The organism is Coprobacter secundus subsp. similis, from assembly GCF_015097275.1.
GTDB lineage: Bacteria > Bacteroidota > Bacteroidia > Bacteroidales > Coprobacteraceae > Coprobacter > Coprobacter secundus.
Genome location: NZ_AP023322.1, coordinates 2,486,976 through 2,507,504 on the forward strand (window position 1 = coordinate 2,486,976; position 20,529 = coordinate 2,507,504).

Annotated in this window: 20 protein-coding genes and 1 rRNA gene; 10 read left to right on the forward strand and 11 right to left on the reverse strand. The window is 42.7% G+C overall.

The genetic code is table 11. The annotated features are described in order from the left end of the window. Positions 1–139: 139 nt before the first annotated feature. Positions 140–1,667: ribosomal RNA gene (locus Cop2CBH44_RS09895) — 16S ribosomal RNA — on the reverse strand. A gap of 474 nt (positions 1,668–2,141) precedes the next feature. Next, positions 2,142–2,504, reverse strand: a complete 363-nt coding sequence (locus Cop2CBH44_RS09900) for a DUF3127 domain-containing protein (RefSeq protein WP_021929877.1) — start codon at positions 2,502–2,504, stop codon at positions 2,142–2,144. A 230-nt stretch (positions 2,505–2,734) separates the two neighbouring features. Here Cop2CBH44_RS09900 and rsfS point away from each other — a divergent pair, with 230 nt between their 5' ends. The 3 genes from rsfS (at position 2,735) to Cop2CBH44_RS09915 (ending at position 6,144) form a co-directional block, all read left to right on the forward strand. Beyond that, positions 2,735–3,094, forward strand: a complete 360-nt coding sequence (gene rsfS / locus Cop2CBH44_RS09905; RefSeq protein ID WP_200754725.1) for a ribosome silencing factor — start codon at positions 2,735–2,737, stop codon at positions 3,092–3,094. Between the two features lie 36 nt (positions 3,095–3,130). Next, positions 3,131–5,176, forward strand: coding sequence for an ATP-dependent zinc metalloprotease FtsH (gene ftsH, locus Cop2CBH44_RS09910; protein WP_246469107.1), 2,046 nt, complete (start codon positions 3,131–3,133; stop codon positions 5,174–5,176). 140 nt (positions 5,177–5,316) lie between these two features. Then, entirely contained in the window at positions 5,317–6,144 is an 828-nt protein-coding gene (locus Cop2CBH44_RS09915) for a phosphatidate cytidylyltransferase (RefSeq protein WP_200754726.1), read from the forward strand. A 215-nt stretch (positions 6,145–6,359) separates the two neighbouring features. On the opposite strand, the gene ettA is transcribed toward Cop2CBH44_RS09915, so the two are convergent. From ettA to Cop2CBH44_RS09950, 7 genes are all read right to left on the reverse strand, one after another. Continuing rightward, complete coding sequence (gene ettA, locus Cop2CBH44_RS09920) at positions 6,360–8,045, reverse strand: energy-dependent translational throttle protein EttA (RefSeq protein WP_021929882.1); 1,686 nt, start codon at positions 8,043–8,045, stop codon at positions 6,360–6,362. Positions 8,046–8,192: 147 nt separating this feature from the next. Continuing rightward, positions 8,193–8,525: an acyl-CoA carboxylase biotin carboxyl carrier protein subunit gene (locus Cop2CBH44_RS09925; protein WP_200754727.1), complete on the reverse strand. Its 333-nt coding sequence runs from the start codon at positions 8,523–8,525 to the stop codon at positions 8,193–8,195. Between the two features lie 37 nt (positions 8,526–8,562). Continuing rightward, positions 8,563–10,110, reverse strand: a complete 1,548-nt coding sequence (locus Cop2CBH44_RS09930) for an acyl-CoA carboxylase subunit beta (RefSeq protein WP_200754728.1) — start codon at positions 10,108–10,110, stop codon at positions 8,563–8,565. Positions 10,111–10,171: 61 nt separating this feature from the next. Next, positions 10,172–10,729 carry a peptide deformylase gene (def, locus tag Cop2CBH44_RS09935; protein WP_021929885.1) on the reverse strand — a complete coding sequence of 186 codons (558 nt, stop codon included), beginning with the start codon at positions 10,727–10,729 and terminating at the stop codon, positions 10,172–10,174. After that, the gene (ruvX, locus tag Cop2CBH44_RS09940) at positions 10,726–11,154 is read right to left on the reverse strand and encodes a Holliday junction resolvase RuvX (RefSeq protein ID WP_200754729.1); all 429 of its coding nucleotides are present in this window, start codon (positions 11,152–11,154) and stop codon (positions 10,726–10,728) included. The genes def and ruvX overlap by 4 nt, the downstream gene beginning before the upstream one ends. A gap of 483 nt (positions 11,155–11,637) precedes the next feature. Then, positions 11,638–12,336 (reverse strand): SGNH/GDSL hydrolase family protein, encoded by a 699-nt coding sequence (locus Cop2CBH44_RS09945; protein WP_021929888.1) that lies wholly within the window; start codon positions 12,334–12,336, stop codon positions 11,638–11,640. 132 nt (positions 12,337–12,468) lie between these two features. Continuing rightward, on the reverse strand, positions 12,469–12,948 hold the full coding sequence (locus Cop2CBH44_RS09950; RefSeq protein ID WP_200754730.1) for a low molecular weight protein-tyrosine-phosphatase: 480 nt from the start codon (positions 12,946–12,948) through the stop codon (positions 12,469–12,471). 425 nt (positions 12,949–13,373) lie between these two features. On the opposite strand from Cop2CBH44_RS09950, the gene Cop2CBH44_RS09955 reads away from it, so the two are divergent. Genes Cop2CBH44_RS09955 through Cop2CBH44_RS09965 form a run of 3 tightly spaced genes read left to right on the forward strand, consistent with a single transcriptional unit; the run spans position 13,374 to position 16,311 of the window. After that, a complete protein-coding gene (locus Cop2CBH44_RS09955) occupies positions 13,374–14,597 on the forward strand; it encodes a site-specific integrase (protein WP_200754731.1) in 1,224 nt (407 codons plus the stop codon). Between the two features lie 31 nt (positions 14,598–14,628). Next, positions 14,629–15,918, forward strand: a complete 1,290-nt coding sequence (locus Cop2CBH44_RS09960) for a site-specific integrase (protein ID WP_200754732.1) — start codon at positions 14,629–14,631, stop codon at positions 15,916–15,918. Positions 15,919–15,945: 27 nt separating this feature from the next. Further along, on the forward strand, positions 15,946–16,311 hold the full coding sequence (locus Cop2CBH44_RS09965; RefSeq protein WP_200754733.1) for a virulence RhuM family protein: 366 nt from the start codon (positions 15,946–15,948) through the stop codon (positions 16,309–16,311). Positions 16,312–16,347: 36 nt separating this feature from the next. On the opposite strand, the gene Cop2CBH44_RS09970 is transcribed toward Cop2CBH44_RS09965, so the two are convergent. Together Cop2CBH44_RS09970 and Cop2CBH44_RS09975 are read right to left on the reverse strand one after the other, a co-directional pair. Then, the gene (locus Cop2CBH44_RS09970; protein WP_200754734.1) at positions 16,348–16,659 is read right to left on the reverse strand and encodes a helix-turn-helix domain-containing protein; all 312 of its coding nucleotides are present in this window, start codon (positions 16,657–16,659) and stop codon (positions 16,348–16,350) included. Next, entirely contained in the window at positions 16,656–16,949 is a 294-nt protein-coding gene (locus Cop2CBH44_RS09975) for a helix-turn-helix domain-containing protein (RefSeq protein ID WP_004319131.1), read from the reverse strand. Before Cop2CBH44_RS09975 ends, Cop2CBH44_RS09970 begins: the two co-directional genes overlap by 4 nt. Positions 16,950–17,492: 543 nt before the next feature. Between Cop2CBH44_RS09975 and Cop2CBH44_RS09980 the strand changes: the two genes are divergently transcribed. The 4 genes from Cop2CBH44_RS09980 to Cop2CBH44_RS09995 are packed head-to-tail and all read left to right on the forward strand — an operon-like array spanning position 17,493 to position 20,491. Then, on the forward strand, positions 17,493–17,744 hold the full coding sequence (locus Cop2CBH44_RS09980) for a hypothetical protein (RefSeq protein ID WP_004303766.1): 252 nt from the start codon (positions 17,493–17,495) through the stop codon (positions 17,742–17,744). A gap of 12 nt (positions 17,745–17,756) precedes the next feature. Next, on the forward strand, positions 17,757–18,749 hold the full coding sequence (locus Cop2CBH44_RS09985; RefSeq protein WP_200754735.1) for a hypothetical protein: 993 nt from the start codon (positions 17,757–17,759) through the stop codon (positions 18,747–18,749). A 45-nt stretch (positions 18,750–18,794) separates the two neighbouring features. Next, positions 18,795–19,205 carry a PcfK-like family protein gene (locus Cop2CBH44_RS09990; protein ID WP_009132163.1) on the forward strand — a complete coding sequence of 137 codons (411 nt, stop codon included), beginning with the start codon at positions 18,795–18,797 and terminating at the stop codon, positions 19,203–19,205. A 2-nt stretch (positions 19,206–19,207) separates the two neighbouring features. Next, complete coding sequence (locus Cop2CBH44_RS09995; RefSeq protein WP_040311991.1) at positions 19,208–20,491, forward strand: PcfJ domain-containing protein; 1,284 nt, start codon at positions 19,208–19,210, stop codon at positions 20,489–20,491. Positions 20,492–20,529 lie beyond the last annotated feature (38 nt).

Here is a 20,529-nt window from a genome sequence, read left to right on the forward strand (position 1 = left end):
CATCCCTCTGCCGGGCTGCTTCTTCTCTTTTATCTTGTTACAATAGACCGTAGAAAAAAACGGGGTCGTCTCCGTCTCATTTATCGGAAAGAGGACGCCTGAGCGTTCTTTGTGGAGGATATCTTCCCTTTTACTCCAGAAAGGAGGTGTTCCAGCCGCACCTTCCGGTACGGCTACCTTGTTACGACTTAGCCCCAGTCACCAGTATTACCCTAGGACGCTCCTCGCGGTTGCATACTTCAGGTACTCCCGGCTCCCATGGCTTGACGGGCGGTGTGTACAAGGCCCGGGAACGTATTCACCGCGCCATGGCTGATGCGCGATTACTAGCGAATCCAGCTTCACGGAGTCGAGTTGCAGACTCCGATCCGAACTGGGACAGGGTTTCGAGATTGGCGCGGCATTGCTGCCTGGCTACTCGCTGTCCCTGCCATTGTAACACGTGTGTCGCCCCGGACGTAAGGGCCGTGCTGATTTGACGTCATCCCCACCTTCCTCGCAGCTTACGCTGGCAGTCTCGATTGAGTCCTCAGCTTCACCTGGTAGTAACTATCGATAAGGGTTGCGCTCGTTATGGCACTTAAGCCGACACCTCACGGCACGAGCTGACGACAACCATGCAGCACCTCGCAGGCGGCTATTGCTAGCTGCGTACTTTCATACGCATTCCTCCTGCGTTTGAGCCCGGGTAAGGTTCCTCGCGTATCATCGAATTAAACCACATGTTCCTCCGCTTGTGCGGGCCCCCGTCAATTCCTTTGAGTTTCACCGTTGCCGGCGTACTCCCCAGGTGGAATACTTAACGCTTTCGCTGTACCGCTTACTGTATATCGCAAACAGTTAGTATTCATCGTTTACGGCGTGGACTACCAGGGTATCTAATCCTGTTCGATACCCACGCTTTCGTGCTTCAGCGTCTGTTTCACCCCAGTATGCTGCCTTCGCAATCGGGGTTCTGCGTGATATCTATGCATTTCACCGCTACACCACGCATTCCGCATACCTCTTGTGGACTCTAGCCCTACAGTTTCAACGGCAGTTTCCCGGTTGAGCCGGAACATTTCACCGCTGACTTATAGGGCCGCCTACGCACCCTTTAAACCCAATAAATCCGGATAACGCTCGCATCCTCCGTATTACCGCGGCTGCTGGCACGGAGTTAGCCGATGCTTATTCGTATGGTACTTGCAATAGCCCACACGTGGACTCTTTTACTCCCATACAAAAGAAGTTTACAACCCGTAGGGCAGTCTTCCTTCACGCGACTTGGCTGGTTCAGGCTTCCGCCCATTGACCAATATTCCTCACTGCTGCCTCCCGTAGGAGTCTGGTCCGTGTCTCAGTACCAGTGTGGGGGACCTTCCTCTCAGAACCCCTATCCATCGTCGCCTTGGTGGGCCGTTACCCCGCCAACCAGCTAATGGAACGCATGATCACCTGTAACCGGTTACCCTTTCGCCGGCCTTTCATGCAAAAAACCGGCGGCATGGGGTATTAGTCCGAATTTCTCCGGGTTATCCCCCTGTTACAGACAGATTCCATACGCGTTACTCACCCGTGCGCCGGTCGCCAGCGTATCAGCAAGCTGATACCTGATGCCCCTCGACTTGCATGTGTTAGGCCTGTCGCTAGCGTTCATCCTGAGCCAGGATCAAACTCTTCGTTGTAATATCTATTTTTTTCTTTTTCTTACTCCCGTAAAAGCCGATATCATCCCCTGCTCTGATGCCCGTATCATTTCCTTATTCTCTTGACGTGGACTATTACCCCCTCCGGTTTCCCAAAGGGGCCCGTCTCTTTCTACATTTCTCTCTGTCTATCGTAATACTTTCAATGACCTCTTGCATTTCCTTGCTCCCTTAGAAGCGCGAAAGTTTTGCAAAGATAAAACTTTTTTCGTTTCCGCTCCAAATTTTTCCAAATCTTTTTTTGAACTTTTCCAGAACTATACTCTTGTGTCTTTCTTCGCTATCTCTTTACTATCTCGCTCCCCTCGCTCGAAAAGCGGTGCAAAGATAAAACTTTTTATTTTTCAATCCCAAACTTTCAGAGGGTTACTTTATCAACATACTTATCAACAAATATGGATAAATATTTACATAACAAATATTTATCTTGTTGATAACTCTTATCTATTTTTATTAAAAAGGCAAATCATCATTCGATTGCGTAGGATCTGATGGAATGAAATCAACAGGAGGTATATTTGCTGAATCTACCATAGGAGGCATATCTCCTACTTTTTCAATTTTCCATGCAGAAATATTCGTATACCAGCGACCATTATATTCTCGGCTATCAATATCCACTGAAACAACAACATCATCACCAACGTTTACAGGATATTGATCAACTTTGTCTCCAAACAACTGAAAACAAATTTTACGTGGATATTGATCATTAGTTTCAAGTACATATTCCTGTTTTTTCCATTCACGACCACTCGACTGGCTTACGCCACTCTGGAGCGGAAGCACTTGAAATATTTTTCCTCTTATTTCCATTATTATTATGAATTTATTTTTATCATTATTACAATGTAGGGAACAAAGATAATGAAATAAGGCGGTAATTTATAAAAGGATGAGAAAAATAAAATCGTTAAATCCCATAAGATATTTTTAGCCCATTTTTAAATATTGTTTTAATTAAAAATAAAAATTAATCACATTTATAGAGTTATCGATTATAGAAATCGAATTATATTTGCAGATTGAAGAAATAAAACAACTAAATGGAAGATAATAAATTACTATTAACTAAAATCGTAGAAGGAATACAAGAAAAGAAAGGTAAAAAAATAGTATCAGCAGATTTAAGTCACATCGATTCTGCTTCTGCTCAATATTTCGTCATATGTGAGGGAAACTCGACTATGCAAGTTTCTGCCATTGCCGATAGTGTACGAGAATATGTCCAAGAAAATATCGGAATAAAACCTTTCGGATATGATGGTTATCAAAATGCCCAATGGATAGTCATAGATTATGGTAATATATATGTACATGTTTTTTTACCAGAATATCGTGAGTATTATAAGCTCGAACAGTTGTGGAATGATGCCAAACTGTCAGCTATTCCCGATGCGGAATAATTTTTGCTGTTATTAAAATAAATAAGAAATTTATATATGGATAAAAATTCAAATCCGATGCAACCTCAAGGTCCCAAGAAACCCAAAATGATGAAATTTAGTCTATATTGGATGTATTCATTAATAGCATTTTTACTTATTGGACTATATTACATGAATGATGGTTCTACTTCTAAAGAAGTGAGCTGGACCAAATTCGAAGAAATAGCTAAAGGTGGTGGTATAAAAGAAATGACAGTTTATACAAATAAAGACTATGTCGAGGCATTTCTTACTGATAGTGCTGCGCAAAAGATCTTTAATACATCGAAGGAAAATTTAAGTAAAAAAGCCAAAGTATATACTAATATAGCCTCGGCTGATGCTATCAGTAAAGATATTGATAAATGGAAAAAAGAAAATGGATTCAAAGCTTCTGTGGACTTTAAAAAAGGCAGTGATTTTGGTGATTTACTTTGGTCTTTTGGACCCATTCTATTATTAATTGTTTTTTGGTTTATTATTATGCGCCGAATGTCGAACCAAGGCAGTAGTGGAGGGGTTTTTAACGTAGGGAAAGCAAAAGCCCAGCTTTTTGACAAAGAAGGTCCAGTACAAGTCACTTTTAAAGACGTAGCAGGTCTTTCAGAAGCTAAACAAGAAGTAGAAGAGATTGTTTCTTTTCTTAAAAACCCAAGTAAATATACTGAACTAGGAGGAAAAATTCCCAAAGGAGCACTTTTGGTAGGCCCTCCAGGTACAGGTAAAACATTATTGGCAAAAGCTGTAGCCGGAGAAGCAAATGTACCATTCTTTTCTCTTTCAGGTTCTGACTTTGTTGAAATGTTCGTAGGGGTTGGAGCTTCACGTGTCAGAGACTTATTTCGTCAGGCTAAAGAAAAAGCTCCATGTATTGTATTTATCGACGAAATTGACGCTGTAGGTCGTGCCCGCGGAAAAAATCCAAACATGGGATCAAATGACGAACGAGAAAATACATTAAATCAACTATTGACAGAAATGGACGGGTTTGGCTCAAATAGTGGTGTTATCATTTTAGCAGCAACAAATCGTGCTGACATATTAGACAAAGCACTACTACGAGCTGGGCGTTTTGACCGACAAATTTATGTTGAATTGCCCGATTTAAATGACAGAAAAGCTATTTTCAGAGTTCATTTACGTAATGTCAAAATAGACGAATCGGTTGATGTCGATCTACTTGCTCGTCAAACACCAGGATTCTCAGGAGCCGATATTGCCAATGTATGTAATGAAGCAGCATTAATTGCAGCCCGAAAAGGGAAGAGTTTTGTACAAAAACAGGATTTCATGGATGCTGTTGACCGTATAGTAGGTGGTTTGGAAAAACGGACTAAAATAACAACTGTCGATGAAAAACGCTCAATTGCCATACATGAAGCAGGCCATGCTTCTCTAAGTTGGTTTTTGCAATATGCTAATCCTCTGGTTAAAGTTACCATTGTCCCTCGAGGTAAAGCTTTAGGTGCTGCATGGTATTTACCAGAAGAAAGACAAATCACAACCAAGGAACAACTTCTGGACGAAATGTGTGCGACATTAGGAGGAAGAGCGGCTGAAGAATTATTTATAGGGCGCATATCAACAGGAGCTGCTAACGACTTAGAGCGTGTTACTAAGCAAGCATATGCTATGGTTGTATATTTCGGGATGAGTGAAAAATTACCTAACTTAAGCTATTATGATTCTACAGGTCAGGAATATGGGTTTACAAAACCTTATAGCGAAGAAACTGCCAAACTTATAGATGAAGAAGTTAGCCATATTGTTGCAGAGCAATACCAGCGAGCTAAAACTATATTAACAGAAAAGTCTGAAGGACATGCACAATTGACTCAGGTACTCATCGAACGTGAAGTAATATATACTGAAGATGTCGAACATATTTTCGGTAAACGTCAATGGGCTTCACGGTCCGAAGAAATTTTGCAAGATGAAACCACAAATGAAGAATTAGAAGAGAAAGCCACTGAAGAAGGAAAAAATAGCAATGGTAACCCTAAAAATGAGAATGCTGATATTCAAAATGCAGAGGCAGAGCCAGACAGTAACGAGTCTTAATCGATATATACAATGAAAGAAAGGAGTATTGTTATTCACAATACTCCTTTCTTTATTAATAAAATTGGCTTAAAGCTTTATTATTGTTATCTTTGCTACACATAAAACTATCATAGACATCTAATTTAAAATTATACAACTTGAAAAATATAATTGTACGAGCTATAACTGGGGCATGTTTTGTCATCTTATTATTAGGGTGTATTTTATTAGATAAAAATGCATATGCCATTCTTTTTACCATAATTACAGCACTTACAATGTCTGAATTTTATCGTCTTATTAAGTCAAAAAATGAACCTCAGATGATACCATTTCTTGATATATTTGGAGGTGTTTATTTATTTGCAGCACTCTATTATCATTGTTCCAGTTTGTCCACATCAGTTACAAAATATATTTTCATCCCATATGTAGCATATATAATGCTTACATTTATTATACAACTGTATGCTAAACGTCCTGATCCGATTAAATGTTGGGCCTACTCTCTATTAGGGCAGTTCTATATAGCATTGCCTTTTGCTTTACTTAATTTTATTGCATTTCCTGGTACCTATACATTATATACCCCCTGGTTACTTATGTCATTTTTTATTTTTATTTGGACAAATGACACAGGGGCCTTCCTTGTAGGCATCACCATTGGACATCATCGTTTATTTGAGCGTATCTCTCCAAAGAAATCATGGGAGGGTTTTGTCGGTGGGCTCATCTTTAGTCTTATTGCAGCATGGGTATTTTCTCTATTTTACGACAATTTCTCTCTCATCCAATGGCTTGGACTTAGTCTCACAATTTCCATAAGTTCAACTTTTGGAGATTTATGTGAATCATTATTGAAAAGAACTATTCATATAAAAGATTCAGGCCATATTTTACCCGGACATGGGGGATTACTTGACCGTTTTGACAGTGTATTATTGGCTGCGCCTGCTGCATATATATATATTCAAATTTTTGGATAAATTTCGTATAACAAACTCTTAACATAATATCTCTTTTGAGGAATCTCTTATCTATATGGCAAGTACATGCTCCTACTATCGTTCAAAATTCCTCATAATCAACAACATTTACTATTACTAAAGTCTTTATTATGTAGAAATGCAATCATAAAAACAAATAAGAACCTATATTTTTTTTTAAAAAAGTATAGGTTCCTGTTCGCTTCTCTACATATTTACTCCATCAGCTTTCTATATCGAACTCTACGAGGCTCTACATCTCCCATTCGTTTTTTCTTATTCTCTTCATATTCTGAATATGAACCCTCAAAATAAAAGACATTAGAATTTCCCTCAAAAGCTAAAATATGAGTACAAATACGGTCTAGGAACCAACGATCATGTGAAACAACAACAGCACATCCAGCAAAGTTTTCTAATCCTTCTTCCAAAGCACGCAAAGTATTTACATCTATATCATTAGTTGGTTCATCGAGCAACAGTACATTTCCTTCTTCTTTTAATGCCATCGCCAAATGTAACCGATTCCGTTCCCCACCAGAAAGTGCACCACATAATTTCTCCTGATCGGCACCTGTAAAATTGAATCGAGACAAATAGGCCCGTGCGTTTAAATCTTTTCCTCCTAAACGTATAGTTTCCTGTCCCCCTGATATAACCTGATATACACTTTTTTGAGGATCAATATCTTTGTGAGTCTGGTCTACATAGGCTATTTTCACTGTCTCTCCCACTTCAAATTCTCCCTTATCGGCTTGCTCTTGCCCCATAATTAATCGAAATAGCGTCGTTTTTCCTGCACCATTCGGGCCAATAATCCCAACAATTCCATTGGGTGGTAACATAAAATTTAAGTCGTCGAACAACAACTTATCTCCATAAGCCTTAGCTACATTCTTCGCTTCTATAACTTTACTGCCCAAACGAGGTCCATTAGGAATAAATATCTCTAATTTTTCCTCCCTTTCCTTTTGGTCCTCATTTAATAATTTATCATACGAGTTCAAACGGGCCTTTCCTTTTGCATGACGAGCTTTGGGGGCCATATGTATCCATTCTAATTCTCGTTCTAAAGTCTTTCGTCTTTTACTAGCCTGCTTCTCTTCCATCTCCAGCCGCTTAGTCTTTTGCTCCAACCACGAAGTATAATTTCCTTTCCAAGGAATACCCTCACCTCTATCTAACTCAAGAATCCATCCGGCCACATGGTCAAGGAAATATCGATCATGCGTAATGGAGATTACCGTACCTGCATATTGTTGTAAGTGTTGCTCAAGCCAATCTATTGATTCTGCGTCTAAATGGTTAGTGGGTTCATCTAATAAAAGGATATCTGGCTGTTGCAATAATAAACGACAAAGGGCCACCCTACGTCTCTCCCCTCCCGATAAATATTTTATTTGTTGGTCTTCAGGGGGACAACGCAATGCATCCATAGCCTGCTCTAATTTATTATCTATGTTCCATGCATCGCAAGCATCTATTTTATCCTGCAATTCTGCTTGACGATTCATCAAAGCCTCCATTTTATCTGGATTTTCAAGAATCTCTGGCTCACTAAACTTCATATTAACTTCTTCATATTCAGCCAATATATCCAAAATATTCTGTACTCCTTCTTGCACAGTTTCCTTAACTGTTTTTTCAGGGTTAAGCACCGGTTCCTGTTCCAGATATCCAACAGAATAACCCGGAGAAAAAACAACTTCACCTTGATATGATTTCTCAATACCTGCGATAATCTTTAAAAGTGTAGATTTACCAGAACCATTTAAACCTATAATTCCTATTTTTGCACCATAGAAAAAGGACAAGTATATATTTTTCAAGACTTGCTTATGTGGTGGAAAAGTTTTGCTTACACCCACCATTGAAAAAATAATTTTTTTATCGTCTGCCATTTTTTATCATTTTTTACAAATATACAGAATCAACAATAAATAAAAAAATCTCCATACTGATTTGATTTTTACAAAATAAACAGAGGTATTACAACGATTCACGTACATAATACCTCTTGCTTAAAAATAAATATCAAGAAACTTATTTCAGTCTTCTTTTATAACCATTATAAGCGCACCTTTTACCAAATGTTCTCCCTCTTTTACGGGAATTTCCGTAACAGTTCCTGATACAGGAGATAATATCCGATTTTGCATCTTCATTGCTTCATGAACTAACAATAAATCTCCTTCTTTTACAGAATCCCCTTCTTTTACAGCCAAAGAAACTACCGTACCAGGTAATGTAGAACGTACCTCACCCGCAATAGGTTTAGTCCAGATAGGACGATTCATAAATTTCTGAGTTAATGTAGTTTTATACTTACGAGCCGTAACTGCAAAATCGACCAATGGTCTTTCACTTGTTTTTTTATCCATCTCTTTTATTCTTTTTTAGTATGATTAAAAAAACAAATCAGAATGGAGGAATTCCATGCTTTTTCTCCGGTCTTGATTCTTCCTTACTTTTTGCCAAAATCAAGGCATGCATTAATATTGCACGAGTCTCCCGAGGCTCTATTACTGCATCAATATACCCCTTAGAAGCTGCCACATACGGATTGGCAAACTTCTCGATATATTCTTTTACCTTTTCTTGTCGCATAGCATCCTGGTCCTCAGCTTCCATAATTTCTTTCCTGAAAATGATATTGGCAGCACCCTCAGGACCCATCACTGCAATTTCAGCACTTGGCCATGCAAATACAAAATCGGCTCCCAAATGACGAGAATTCATAGCAATGTAACCTCCGCCATAAGCTTTTCGTAAAATAATTGTAATTTTAGGAACAGTTGCTTCTGAATAAGCATATAATACTTTTGCACCATGCCGAATTACGCCTGCATGCTCCTGATCAACTCCTGGTAAATATCCCGGCATATCTTCTAATGTAATAATAGGAATATTAAAAGAATCGCAATAGCGAATAAAACGTGCAGCTTTATCTGAACTATCACAATCGAGAACACCAGCCATCACCATCGGTTGATTGGCAACAAAACCGATAGTTTCCCCGTGTATACGCCCAAATCCTATTACAATATTGGCAGCCCACAATTCTTGTATTTCAAAGAAGTCAGAATCATCGACAATAGATTTGATTATATCACGAACATCATAAGGCTGTTTAGGGTCTGACGGAATAATATCGTTGACTGTTTTTTCAAATATTGGTTCTTTGGGCGGAAATGCTTTGGCCCTCTGTTTATTATTCCAAGGAATAAATGTTACTAATTTCTTTATTTGTTCAAAACACTCCTGCTCGCTTTTAGCATAAAAATGTGCGTTACCCGTTATTTCTGCATGTACACGAGCACCACCAAGATCTTCCATCGAGATTTCTTCTCCCAAAACAGTTTTAATCACATTAGGACCTGTAATAAACATCTTTGAAATGTTTTCTACGACAAATACAAAATCAGTTAGAGCTGGAGAATAAACAGCACCACCAGCACAAGGACCTAAAATAACTGAAATTTGAGGAATTACACCTGAGGCAATAGTATTACGATAGAAAATCTCACCATAGCCAGCTAATGCACCTACACCTTCTTGAATACGAGCACCACCAGAGTCATTAATCCCTATAATAGGAACTTTCATTTTCAATGCATGATCCATTATCTTTGTAATCTTCCGAGCATGCATCAATCCTAATGAACCACCAGCAACAGTAAAATCCTGTGCATAAATACAAACCGGAGCGCCAAAAATCGTACCTGTACCCGTAATTACTCCATCGCCTGGTAACACTTTTTTTTCCATACCAAAGCCTCTGGCAGCATGTTCTACAAATAAATCATATTCCTGAAAAGAATTTTCATCCAACAAAGCTAGAATACGGTTACGGGCTGTCAATTTACCCATAGCTTCCTGCTTTTCAATAGCAGCTTCTCCGCCACCCATTTGAACTAACGCTTTTTTTTTACGCAGTTCCAAGATGTCTTTCTGTAGTGAAGTCATATTTACAAATTATTGTGTGTTAATATTATGAATATATCGCATTAAATACTTTAGAAATAAATTATTTCTTTATTGTCTTTACTCGATAATCACAACGAACCTTTCCTTTAAGTATATTATTTAATTTAGATTTTATCAATTGTTTCCGAATTGGAGAAAGATGGTCAATAAACATTTTTCCTTCCAAATGATCATATTCATGTTGTATTACTCTGGCAACATAGCCCGAAAACACTTCTGTATGCTCCACAAAATCTGCATCTCGATAATAAACTTTTACAGTTTCTTGCCGAGTAACAGGCTCATGAATTCCAGGTAAACTCAAACAACCTTCTTCCCGGGAAATATTCTCACCTTCAGTTTCAAGTATCCGAGCATTAATCATGGTCAACTTATAATCTTTATATTCTGGATACGTTTCTGACAAAACATCTAAATCAATAACCAATAAACGAATACCAAGCCCTATTTGAGGAGCAGCTAACCCAACACCGTCAGACTCATGCATTGTTTCATACATATTCTTTATTAAATCAGGCAATCCCAAATAATCAGCTTGAATATCTTCTGCCACTTTTCTCAAAACAGGTTGTCCATATAAATAAATAGGTAATATCATAATCTTTCTTTATATTGCTTACTCTCCAAATAATCCTGCAAAATAATCGTAGCACTAATTTCATCTACTAATGCCTTATTCTGACGATCCTTCTTTTTTAGTCCCCCATCAAGCATCACCCGATGTGCTAAAGATGAAGTAAAACGCTCATCAAAATATACTATTGGCATTTTGGGGAATTGCTTTTTGAATTGTACAACAAAAGGCTCTATATAACGCATGTTTTCTGATGGGACATTATTCATTTGGCGAGGTAATCCTATAACAACCAATTCTACATCTTCTTGCTCGAAATAATGCATAAGAAAAGATAACAATTCCCCTGTAGGCACCGTCGCAAGCCCACCAGCAATAATTTTCAAGGTATCAGTAACTGCAATTCCAGTACGTTTACGCCCAAAGTCTATCGATAAAATTCGTGCCATAACTCGGCAAAGATAAGTAAAATGAAGCATATATAAATCGAACCAACAGATTTTTATCGCTTTTTACTATCTCTCTCATCAAAATATTCTATAGAATATTTCTTTTTCCCATTTCAAAAATTTCAGTATCAATAAAAATAAAAGGATATAACATACAAATAATGTTAACAAAAACATCATTTATGCTTTTAAATTATGCTATATAACATAAAACATACTATATTTGTAATGTGTTTTTCATGGTATTAGATTTAAGGTTAACGAAGATTGGTTGTCTCTCGACAACCATTTTTTTATTTTTTCTCAAAAAGGTTGTTTCTACTAATCTTTTCATTAAAAAATTTCATTTTTATATTTTTCAATGCTCTCTAAAGTCTCTTTTATGCAAACTTTTTTACATCTATATTTTGATAGTTATCATTAAAAAAATAGAAAACCAAAAGAAATATTTCTTTTGGTTTTCTATTTTTGGATATTTTCTTATTATTTTTTCTTCAGCACTTTATCTATTACTGATTTAACTTGCTGTTCCATAATTAGATAACCTTCTTCTGTCGGATGCACTCCATCTCCACTTAAACCGTCTTTCATAGCCCCATCCTCTTTACGCATTTTAGTATTATAATCTACATATGGAATACCTTTTTTTCTAGCATACGATTTAATCTCCTTATTCAATGTATCAATTTTTTGAGGGGCATCGGTAATATCTTGGTTCCATCTAAACTCTCCTGCAGGAAGTACTGAAGTCAATATCACCTTTATATCATTTGCCTGCGCTATCTCAACCATTGACTTTATATTTCCAAGAGTAAAACTCAGACTATATTTTCCTGTATTTTCTGCTATATCATTTGTCCCAGCATTGATTACTACAACTTCTGGTTCTAAAGACACTACATCTTGACGAAACCTTAACAGCATTTGTGGACTGGTTTGCCCACCAATTCCTCTACCAATATAATTATTTGAAGAAAAAAATTGCGGACGTATCTTAGCCCATCCTTCTGTAATGGAATTTCCAATAAAAACAACTGCATGCTTCTTTATCCCAAGAGACAATAAATCTTCATTACTTTCAGCATAACGCTCAAGATTCGCAACTTTTATAACATCTGTTTTTTGTGCCGATAAAAAAAAGCACACAAACAATAATGCAACAAATAATAAATTCTTCTTCATAGATATTTCCCTTTAAATTCAGGACTAAAATAAACAATTATTTTAGAATTAAAATAAAAATACCTCTAAATATCTATTCTTTACTCACTAAAAAAATTTAAGATAAAAAATCACATAACAGAATTCTCCAAATCAGTTATTAATTAATTTTTTTAACAATCCAGCACAAGCATCTTCTAATATATCGAGAACTTGCTCAAAACCATCACTTCCAGAATAATATGGGTCAGGAACATGATCAACCTGTAGACGAGTACAATAATCAGTCATCAAATATATTTTTTGAATTGATGCCACATCTGGAGCTAATCTCCGCAGCTTATTAACATTCATATCATCCATAGCTATAATCATATCATATTCATCAAAGTCATCAACTTTTATCTGCCGTGAACGATGCGTCAGATTATATCCTCTCCTTAAAGCATGAGCCCTCATTCGAGAATCGGGTAAATCTCCCGCATGACCTCCATAAGTCCCTGCCGAATCAACCTCAATTAAATATTCTAACTTAGACCTCTTTATGAGATCTTTCATAATACCCTCTGCTGCTGGAGAACGGCAAATATTTCCCAAACAAACAAAAAGAATTTTATATTTTTTCTCTAACATTATAACAAAATTTATTTACACTTCTATTTACAACAAATATAGCAAAAACTCGCAAAAAAACGGCAAAATTTGGATAAATAAAGTAAGTGTTTGGTATTGAGGAGAGTTAAGCCAAATTCTTCTATACCTTTCCAAATCGCTAAAATGCAGGATAATGAAAGGTTAAGAGAAAGATTTACTACTTATCCGTTGCCTTTTTTAGCCCCGGATAATCCGGCAAAATAACGCTTGACCACCTGCGGTTTTACCGTTCACCATGCAAAGAACCCTATATTTTGCCCGTAAAGATAACCGTTTTTTTCCGTTTTTCATGGAAATACAGGTTATGTTACCGGCATCCGGGGTTTTATTCTTTGTTCCGCTATAATTTTCATAACTGTAAATAACTCTATATCAAGTAATTTTGCAACATAAAAAATAGAGTTATGAAACAGACGGATGTAACGGTTACGTTCTACCTCAAAAAGAGCGAAATGAATGACGAGGGACATTGCCCGGTCATGGCGAAACTTGTTGTCGGCAAATTTTCAGAAGCGGCTTTTAGTGCGAAAATGTCCGTCCCCGCTGCACTGTGGGCATCCGGACGTGCCACGGGTAAAAGTAACGCCGCGCGGGAAATCAACCGGCAACTGGACGATTTGCGAGCTTCAGCCATTGCCATTTATGACGAACTGTCAGCCACCCGTGAGAATGTAACGGCTGAAGAAATAAGGAATCTGTTGTTGGGGACGGCTTTCGGGCAGGAAACCCTGTTGGGTTATTTCCGGACGTTCATCGAACATTTCGAGAAACGTGTCGGCGTGAACCGGGAAAAGGGAACAGCGCAATCTTACCGCTATGCTTGTAACTGTGTGGCTGCTTTCATCCAGGAGAAATACAAGTTGTCGGATGTTCCTTTCACGGCCCTGAACCGTTCATTCATCGACAACTATGACCTCTACCTACGCACGGAGCGCCGCTTTGCCCTGGGAACTATCGTGTTGCTTGTCACACGGTTGAACACGATTGTCGGGGAAGCCATCGCGGAAGGGATTATCACTGCCGACCCGTTCACGGGGTATGAAGCCGAACATCCCGAGCGGGAACAGAAATACCTTACCGCCGCAGAGTTACAACGGCTGATGACCACACCCCTGCACGACCCGAAACTCTACCATATCCGCGACCTGTTCCTCTTCTCCTGCTACACGGGTATCCCTTACGGGGACATGTGCCGCCTGACGACGGAGGATCTGGAAGTGGCCGAGGACGGTGAGGTATGGATCAAGACCGTCCGCAAGAAGACGAAAATCGACTATGAAGTGCCGTTGCTCGACATACCGTTGCTCATCCTCGACAAGTACCGGGATATGGCCCCGGAAGGAAAACTGCTGCCGATGTACAGCAACAACGAACTCAACCGGACGCTGAAACGTATTGCCGCCATTTGCGGAATTGAACGGAAGCTCGTCTTTCACTGCGGACGCCATACCTACGCCACCGAGATCACGCTTTCGCATGGTGTCCCGCTTGAAACCGTCAGTAAAATGCTGGGGCATAGCCGCATTTCCACGACGCAGATTTACGCCAAAGTGACCGATGACAAGATCGACATGGATACCCGGTCTTTAGAGGAAAAGATTGCCGGCCGCTTCTTGGTAGCTATTTAATCTATCATTGACAATCAAATTCACAACGATTATGGAACCGAATAATAAAGAGATAAAACGCCGCAGCACGTTCTCCCTGCTGTTCTACATCAACCGCACGAAAGTCCGCAAGGACGGAACATGTAAATTGTTATGCAAGGTAAGCATCGATGCCAAGTCGGCCCTGATCAATATCAACGCGTTTGTCGATCCATCGCTTTGGAATCCGGAAACCAAAAGGGCGAACGGACGAAGCGAGAACGCCCGAACGGTAAACCTGGCAATAGAGAAACTGACCGAAAAAATCACCGGACATTACCGCCATATTCGTAAAAGCCTCGGTTTCGTGACGGCCGAGCTGGTCAAAAACGCCGTGGAAGGAATCGGGCAGAAACCGTTCACCCTCCTTGCCTTGTTCCGCGAGCATAACAAGGAGTTCCGCAAGCGTGTCGGCGTAGATCGCAAGGAAGAAACCTATGAAAGTTACGAGAACTCCTATAATATTTTAGCCTCCTTCGTGAAAAAAAGGAAGGAAAAGGAGGATGTAGCGTTGCGGAGTCTTGACCGGGAGTTCTACGATGATTTTGAAATATTCCTGCGTACAGATCGTGAAATGAAACCCAAGACAGTACACGAGCATCTTTACCGGTTGAAGAAAATGACCAAGCGGGCTGTCAGTCAGGGTACACTCCGGCGCGACCCTTACGGGAAGCTGCACCCGGAACTGCCCCGGCGCAAGAGCCGCCATTTGAAACTCGAAGACCTCAAAAAGCTGATGGAAACTCCCGTCGATAAACCCAACCTCCAGCGGGTGCGGGACTGGTTTCTCTTCGCTACCTTCACGGGGTTGTCCTACGCAGACCTGAAACGCTTGTCCGAAAAAGACATCACGCAGTCGGACGACGGAACGTACTGGATACACATCCGGCGCCAGAAGACCGAAACGCCCTCGGCCATCCGCCTGCTGAACGTGCCGTTGCAGATCATCGAGAAATACCGCCACGAGCGTAAAAGCGACAGGATTTTCAACCTCTATTGCCGGGGGTATCTCATCAAGCTCACCAGAGAACTGGGACGGACATACGGCTTCGACATGACCTTTCACAAGGCGAGGCACAATTTCGGGACACATATCACGCTCTCGTTGGGTGTGCCTATCGAAACTGTCAGCCGCATGATGGGACACAAGAGCATTTCCACCACGCAGATTTACGCCAAAGTGACCGACCGCAAGGTGGACGAGGACATGAAACGTCTGAAAGAACAGACCAAAGGCCGGAAAATAAATCTCTACGAGGAGGACGAACCGGAAACGGCAGATATTATAACGGTAAACGGTTGAACAGTATAACAAAATTGATAAATTTGTATGACTATGACGACAAGAGAACCTATCAGCATTGAAAACGGGCGGGTGGAAATCCACGCGCCGGAGAACCGTGTATGGCTCACGCGCCACCAGATTGCCGACCTGTTCGGAGTCTTCGTTCCTGCCGTGAGGAACAACATCCGCTCCATACTCAAAAGCGGCATACTCTGTGAGGAGAGGGTTTACCGCCGGGAGCGCAACCGTGACGGCGGTATTGTCGAGCTGTATTCGCTCGAAATGATCGCCGCGCTGGCTTTCCGCTTAAAATCCGGGAATGCCGAAGCCTTCCGACGGTGGCTTGTCCGAAGGGCCACGACGACCGCCGTCGTCTGGCAGCTCCCCGGCATGAACACGATATTGAACTGAAAAAGAAGAACGGCCAACGTTTTGGCCGTTCTTCTTTTATACCCATTCCTGTCCCCCGATACATTTCTTCCGGGAATCTTCCAGGAATTTCTGTATCTCGGATTCCATGTATAGTACCTTGCCCTGAATCAAATAATAGGGAATGATCCGCGCCGTGCGGTATTCCTGCAATGTACGCCTGCTGATTTTCAGCAGCCGGGACAATTCCTCGTCGGTGACGAACCGCTCTCCCTTGAGTGTCCGGCCTCCGGAGGATTCCAGTTTATCCAGTGCCTTGCCGGCCTTTTCCAAGCGCCGGAAGAGATCCGCCACATGCGGATCGTGCTTGTCGATGAAATAATGGCTCATAACGCGGCGGTATTAGGATAGTGCGACGATTGCAGCAGTTTCCCGACATCTTCCGGTTTGTAGAAGATTTTGTGACGGATGCGGCTGAAAGGCAGCAACCCTTTCTCCCGGTAGGTTTGCAGGGTACGTTTCGATATACCCAGCACGTCACAGACATCCTGGTTGTCCAGCCATTTTTTCAAACTCACGTCCTCTTGCCTGCGGCATAACGCCTCGGCTTTTCTTTCAATGGCTTCCACGTGCCCTGCCAGCGCGTCGAAAGCCTTCACGTCCATACTTATTATTTCCATGTTCTGTTTCATTTTTTGTTTCCCGGATGCCCAAAAGTACACAAATGAACAGTATCTTGTTATCAGCCAGTGGTATATGGACGTATCCGTCTTAAAAGTGGCAGCGAGTGGCGCCACGTCCGGCGGAAACGATCCTCCGCCGATACGGGATCGGCACGCTCCGATACGCCAATCGCCCGTGAAAGGAAATGTTCGCGGGCGATTTATCATTCCATGCAGGGTGAGCCGTGAACCGACTTTCGCGAGCGTTCACGGCATATCGTTTTCTCCCCGTTTCTCTCCCATAACCTTTTCCTCTCTTTTTTTTCATGCCGCGGAGCGCGGTATGGAAATCTGTTGTCAGTAGCAAAGGTAGTTACGGGGCTCACGCTGCTGCAAGATCGGACCGCGGGGCGGTTTGCCGCAAAATCTTCCTCTTTCCCTGCGGGCGAGCGTATTTTCCGACAAAATCTTGCAGCAGCTATCCCCGACACCTTTTGATGCTACCGAAACAGATTCCATCCATACCGGCTCCGCTACGGCATAAAAAAAAAGTCAAAGGTTATGAGAAACGAAGAGAAAAATAAATGGAAACAGAAATCCTCCAACCTTCCACTTGGCATAAAGGCAAAGGTCGGGTTGGCGGTAAAGGTCGGGGCGGTGGCTTTGGGCTTCCACGTGTGGGGTATCGACTTTATTTGGGTCGTTTTGGGCTTCACGTTCTGTTATGACATCCTGCGGGGCATTTTCTCCTGCCTTGTTTCTCTCGTGGCTCTAACCGGCTTTTTCTATTTCCTATTCACTCACATCTTCTAAATTTTTACAGGTATGACAAAGTACATTTCATTATTCGGAGCGACTACCACGAACACACGGGTGCAGGTAGTCAAGGAAAACCAGGTTATCATCGGTATCGGTGCGGGTGCGAGCAGAAAGCGTTACGTCGTTTACAAGGTGGAATACACCGCCCGTGGCTACGTGTACCACATGGTCGATACCGAAACAAAGGAAATCAGCCAAACGGACATTTTACGTCCCCTTTCCCAAGAATTCGGTATCGGCAGGTACTACGACGACGTGAACCCCGAGTTCATGGACGCTTTCGAGGTGGCTTTGCTCGTGGGGCAGGCGGAAGAGCAAGCCACGGCGCGGGCCATCGCCGCCGCCAAAGAGAAAGCCGAGCATGACCGCATAGCGGAAATAGGGGCGCAGAGGTTACGCCGCATCATGCCCGAAGGGGTGCAGGGCGTAATCATCGCCGAACTCAACGAAACGGAATACACTGACCCCTCTTACGAGTGTTCGACCACCCGAAGCGTGCGTACCGTCATTCTCGGCTTTTCGGCCACCTCCCGCAACGGCTTCGGGGAGTTGAGAAAGGCGGCGGCCAATTTCCCGCAAACGGCGCACCTCTCCGAATACGACCCAAAGAACGAACACCGCTATCCCGTTTTCACGCTCGGCAAAAGTCCGAAATACGGGTGGAGTGTCTGCAAACTGGCCCACTACACCCGTGAAGGGTACATCGACAGGCTGGCATATATCGCAGGAAACGAGGAGAATATATGTCTGCCCGAGCCGAAAGACGAAAAACGGGCGGAACGCACTGAAACGAGCGTGCAAGGCGGGTTTATCATCGTGGACTATTCCGAGAAGGCGATAGCCGTATTCGGGGACACCAAGCCCGTCAAGGACGCCCTTCACGCACTCGGGGGACGCTTCAACGCACGGCTGACGCATGACGGGCAGAAGAAAGCGGGATGGATTTTCCAAAAGACCAAAGAGGACGAGGTGCGGCGGCTTCTCGGAAAGGACGAATAAATGTTGAACACGGGGCGGCTCGCCGCCCCACAATACCAAAAAATCATGGCACAAGGAACAGATTATTTCAAACTGACGATACAGAACTATCTCGACGCACGGGCACGGGAGGACGAACTTTTCGCACCCCGATACGCCAACCCGAAAAAGAACATTGACGATTGCTGTACTTTCATCATCAACCAAGTACGGCAGAGCGGTTGCAACGGGTTTGCCGACGAGGAAATATACTCTATGGCACTCCACTATTACGACGAGGAGGACATCGACATCGGCAAACCCGTCAGTTGCAAGGTAGTGGTCAATCACACCGTTGAACTGACCGAGGAGGAAAAAGCCGAGGCACGGCGGAACGCCATACGGAAGGCCGAGAGCGAAGCCTACGCCAAGTTGGCGAAAGCCAAGTCCAAACCCAAGAAAATCGAAGATAACAAACTAATGCCCAGCCTATTTTAGTTATGAAACCGAGAACAAAATTCCAACAGAGCGTTGTGGCGGCAAGCAAACACCTGCCGCCGCTTACCCCCGCACAAATCGAATGGGGGTACAAGAACTGCATCGAGCATATCGGACGCCGCACGCCGAAAGGACTTATCACCTGCACCGAGTGCGGCCACACGTGGCAGAGCGAAAACGGAGAACTCACGGACAATCTGTTAGGGTGCGAGTGTCCGCACTGCCACACCACGCTGAAAGTGGAAACCACCCTGCGCCGCAAGTTCAACGATTACGAGTATTTGTGCATCGTAACCCGCTGCAAGGGTTTTCAAGTCCTGCGCTTCGTCTATATCGAGTGTTGGGCGAAAGTGGGACAGACACCCGTTTACACCCATATCGAAGCCGTACAGCGGTGGATTGCCCCCGACGGACGCTCCGCAACCTTCGCACGGCTGCGCCCGATGGGCTTCTTCGTTCACGGGTGGAGTTGGTCGAGCGCATTGGAACTGCGGGCGGAGAACGACGGGAAATACAACATCACGCCCACACGCATCTATCCCCGGCAACGGCTTATCCCCGAACTGCGCCGAAGCGGTTACGGCAAACAACTCCCCGATGTAACCCCTTTCGACCTTATCCACCTGCTGCTCTCGGAGAACAAGGCCGAAACGCTGCTTAAAGCGGGACAAACGGCACTCGTGCGATTTTTCGCCCGTTCCTCCCGCAATATCGCAGACTATTGGCCGGCCATCCGTATCGCCATCCGTAACGGGTACGCTATCGGGAAACCGACGGAATGGTGCGACTACATCGACCTGCTGCGATTTTTCGGGAAAGACCTGCATAACGCCCATTTCGTGTGTCCCGCAGACCTGCCCGCAGCGCATGACCTCTACATGGCAAAAAAACGGCGGCACATGCAAATGGAACGGCGGCAGGAGGAACGGCGCAAGGCGTTGGAACAGGAAGCCTCGTTTGTCAAAGCCAAAGGGCGGTTTTTCGGAGTGGAGTTTTCCGACGGGGAAATCTGCATCAAGGTATTGGACAGCGTTGAAGCCATACGGCAGGAGGGCGAGGCCATGCACCACTGCGTGTTTACCAACGAATACTATCTGAAAGCCGACTCGCTCATACTCTCGGCCACAATCGACGGCAAACGTATCGAAACGATAGAGGTGTCCCTAAAACGCATGGAGGTCGTGCAGAGCCGTGGCGTGTGTAACAAGAATACCCCATACCACGGGCAAATACTGAAACTGATGAAGGGGAACATGTCCCTTATACGGAAACGAATGACAGCATAAAAATCGGGGCGGCGAAAGCCGCCCTACAAAAAAAACAA

Coding starts and splice junctions, on each gene's coding strand:
- Cop2CBH44_RS09900 (WP_021929877.1), bottom strand. CDS start 2,504: ATGGAAATAAGAGGAAAAATATTTCAAGTGCTTCCGCTCCAGAGTGGC.
- rsfS (WP_200754725.1), top strand. CDS start 2,735: ATGGAAGATAATAAATTACTATTAACTAAAATCGTAGAAGGAATACAA.
- ftsH (WP_246469107.1), top strand. CDS start 3,131: ATGGATAAAAATTCAAATCCGATGCAACCTCAAGGTCCCAAGAAACCC.
- ettA (WP_021929882.1), bottom strand. CDS start 8,045: ATGGCAGACGATAAAAAAATTATTTTTTCAATGGTGGGTGTAAGCAAA.
- Cop2CBH44_RS09925 (WP_200754727.1), bottom strand. CDS start 8,525: ATGGATAAAAAAACAAGTGAAAGACCATTGGTCGATTTTGCAGTTACG.
- Cop2CBH44_RS09930 (WP_200754728.1), bottom strand. CDS start 10,110: ATGACTTCACTACAGAAAGACATCTTGGAACTGCGTAAAAAAAAAGCG.
- def (WP_021929885.1), bottom strand. CDS start 10,729: ATGATATTACCTATTTATTTATATGGACAACCTGTTTTGAGAAAAGTG.
- ruvX (WP_200754729.1), bottom strand. CDS start 11,154: ATGGCACGAATTTTATCGATAGACTTTGGGCGTAAACGTACTGGAATT.
- Cop2CBH44_RS09945 (WP_021929888.1), bottom strand. CDS start 12,336: ATGAAGAAGAATTTATTATTTGTTGCATTATTGTTTGTGTGCTTTTTT.
- Cop2CBH44_RS09950 (WP_200754730.1), bottom strand. CDS start 12,948: ATGTTAGAGAAAAAATATAAAATTCTTTTTGTTTGTTTGGGAAATATT.
- Cop2CBH44_RS09955 (WP_200754731.1), top strand. CDS start 13,374: ATGAAACAGACGGATGTAACGGTTACGTTCTACCTCAAAAAGAGCGAA.
- Cop2CBH44_RS09960 (WP_200754732.1), top strand. CDS start 14,629: ATGGAACCGAATAATAAAGAGATAAAACGCCGCAGCACGTTCTCCCTG.
- Cop2CBH44_RS09965 (WP_200754733.1), top strand. CDS start 15,946: ATGACTATGACGACAAGAGAACCTATCAGCATTGAAAACGGGCGGGTG.
- Cop2CBH44_RS09970 (WP_200754734.1), bottom strand. CDS start 16,659: ATGAGCCATTATTTCATCGACAAGCACGATCCGCATGTGGCGGATCTC.
- Cop2CBH44_RS09975 (WP_004319131.1), bottom strand. CDS start 16,949: ATGGAAATAATAAGTATGGACGTGAAGGCTTTCGACGCGCTGGCAGGG.
- Cop2CBH44_RS09980 (WP_004303766.1), top strand. CDS start 17,493: ATGAGAAACGAAGAGAAAAATAAATGGAAACAGAAATCCTCCAACCTT.
- Cop2CBH44_RS09985 (WP_200754735.1), top strand. CDS start 17,757: ATGACAAAGTACATTTCATTATTCGGAGCGACTACCACGAACACACGG.
- Cop2CBH44_RS09990 (WP_009132163.1), top strand. CDS start 18,795: ATGGCACAAGGAACAGATTATTTCAAACTGACGATACAGAACTATCTC.
- Cop2CBH44_RS09995 (WP_040311991.1), top strand. CDS start 19,208: ATGAAACCGAGAACAAAATTCCAACAGAGCGTTGTGGCGGCAAGCAAA.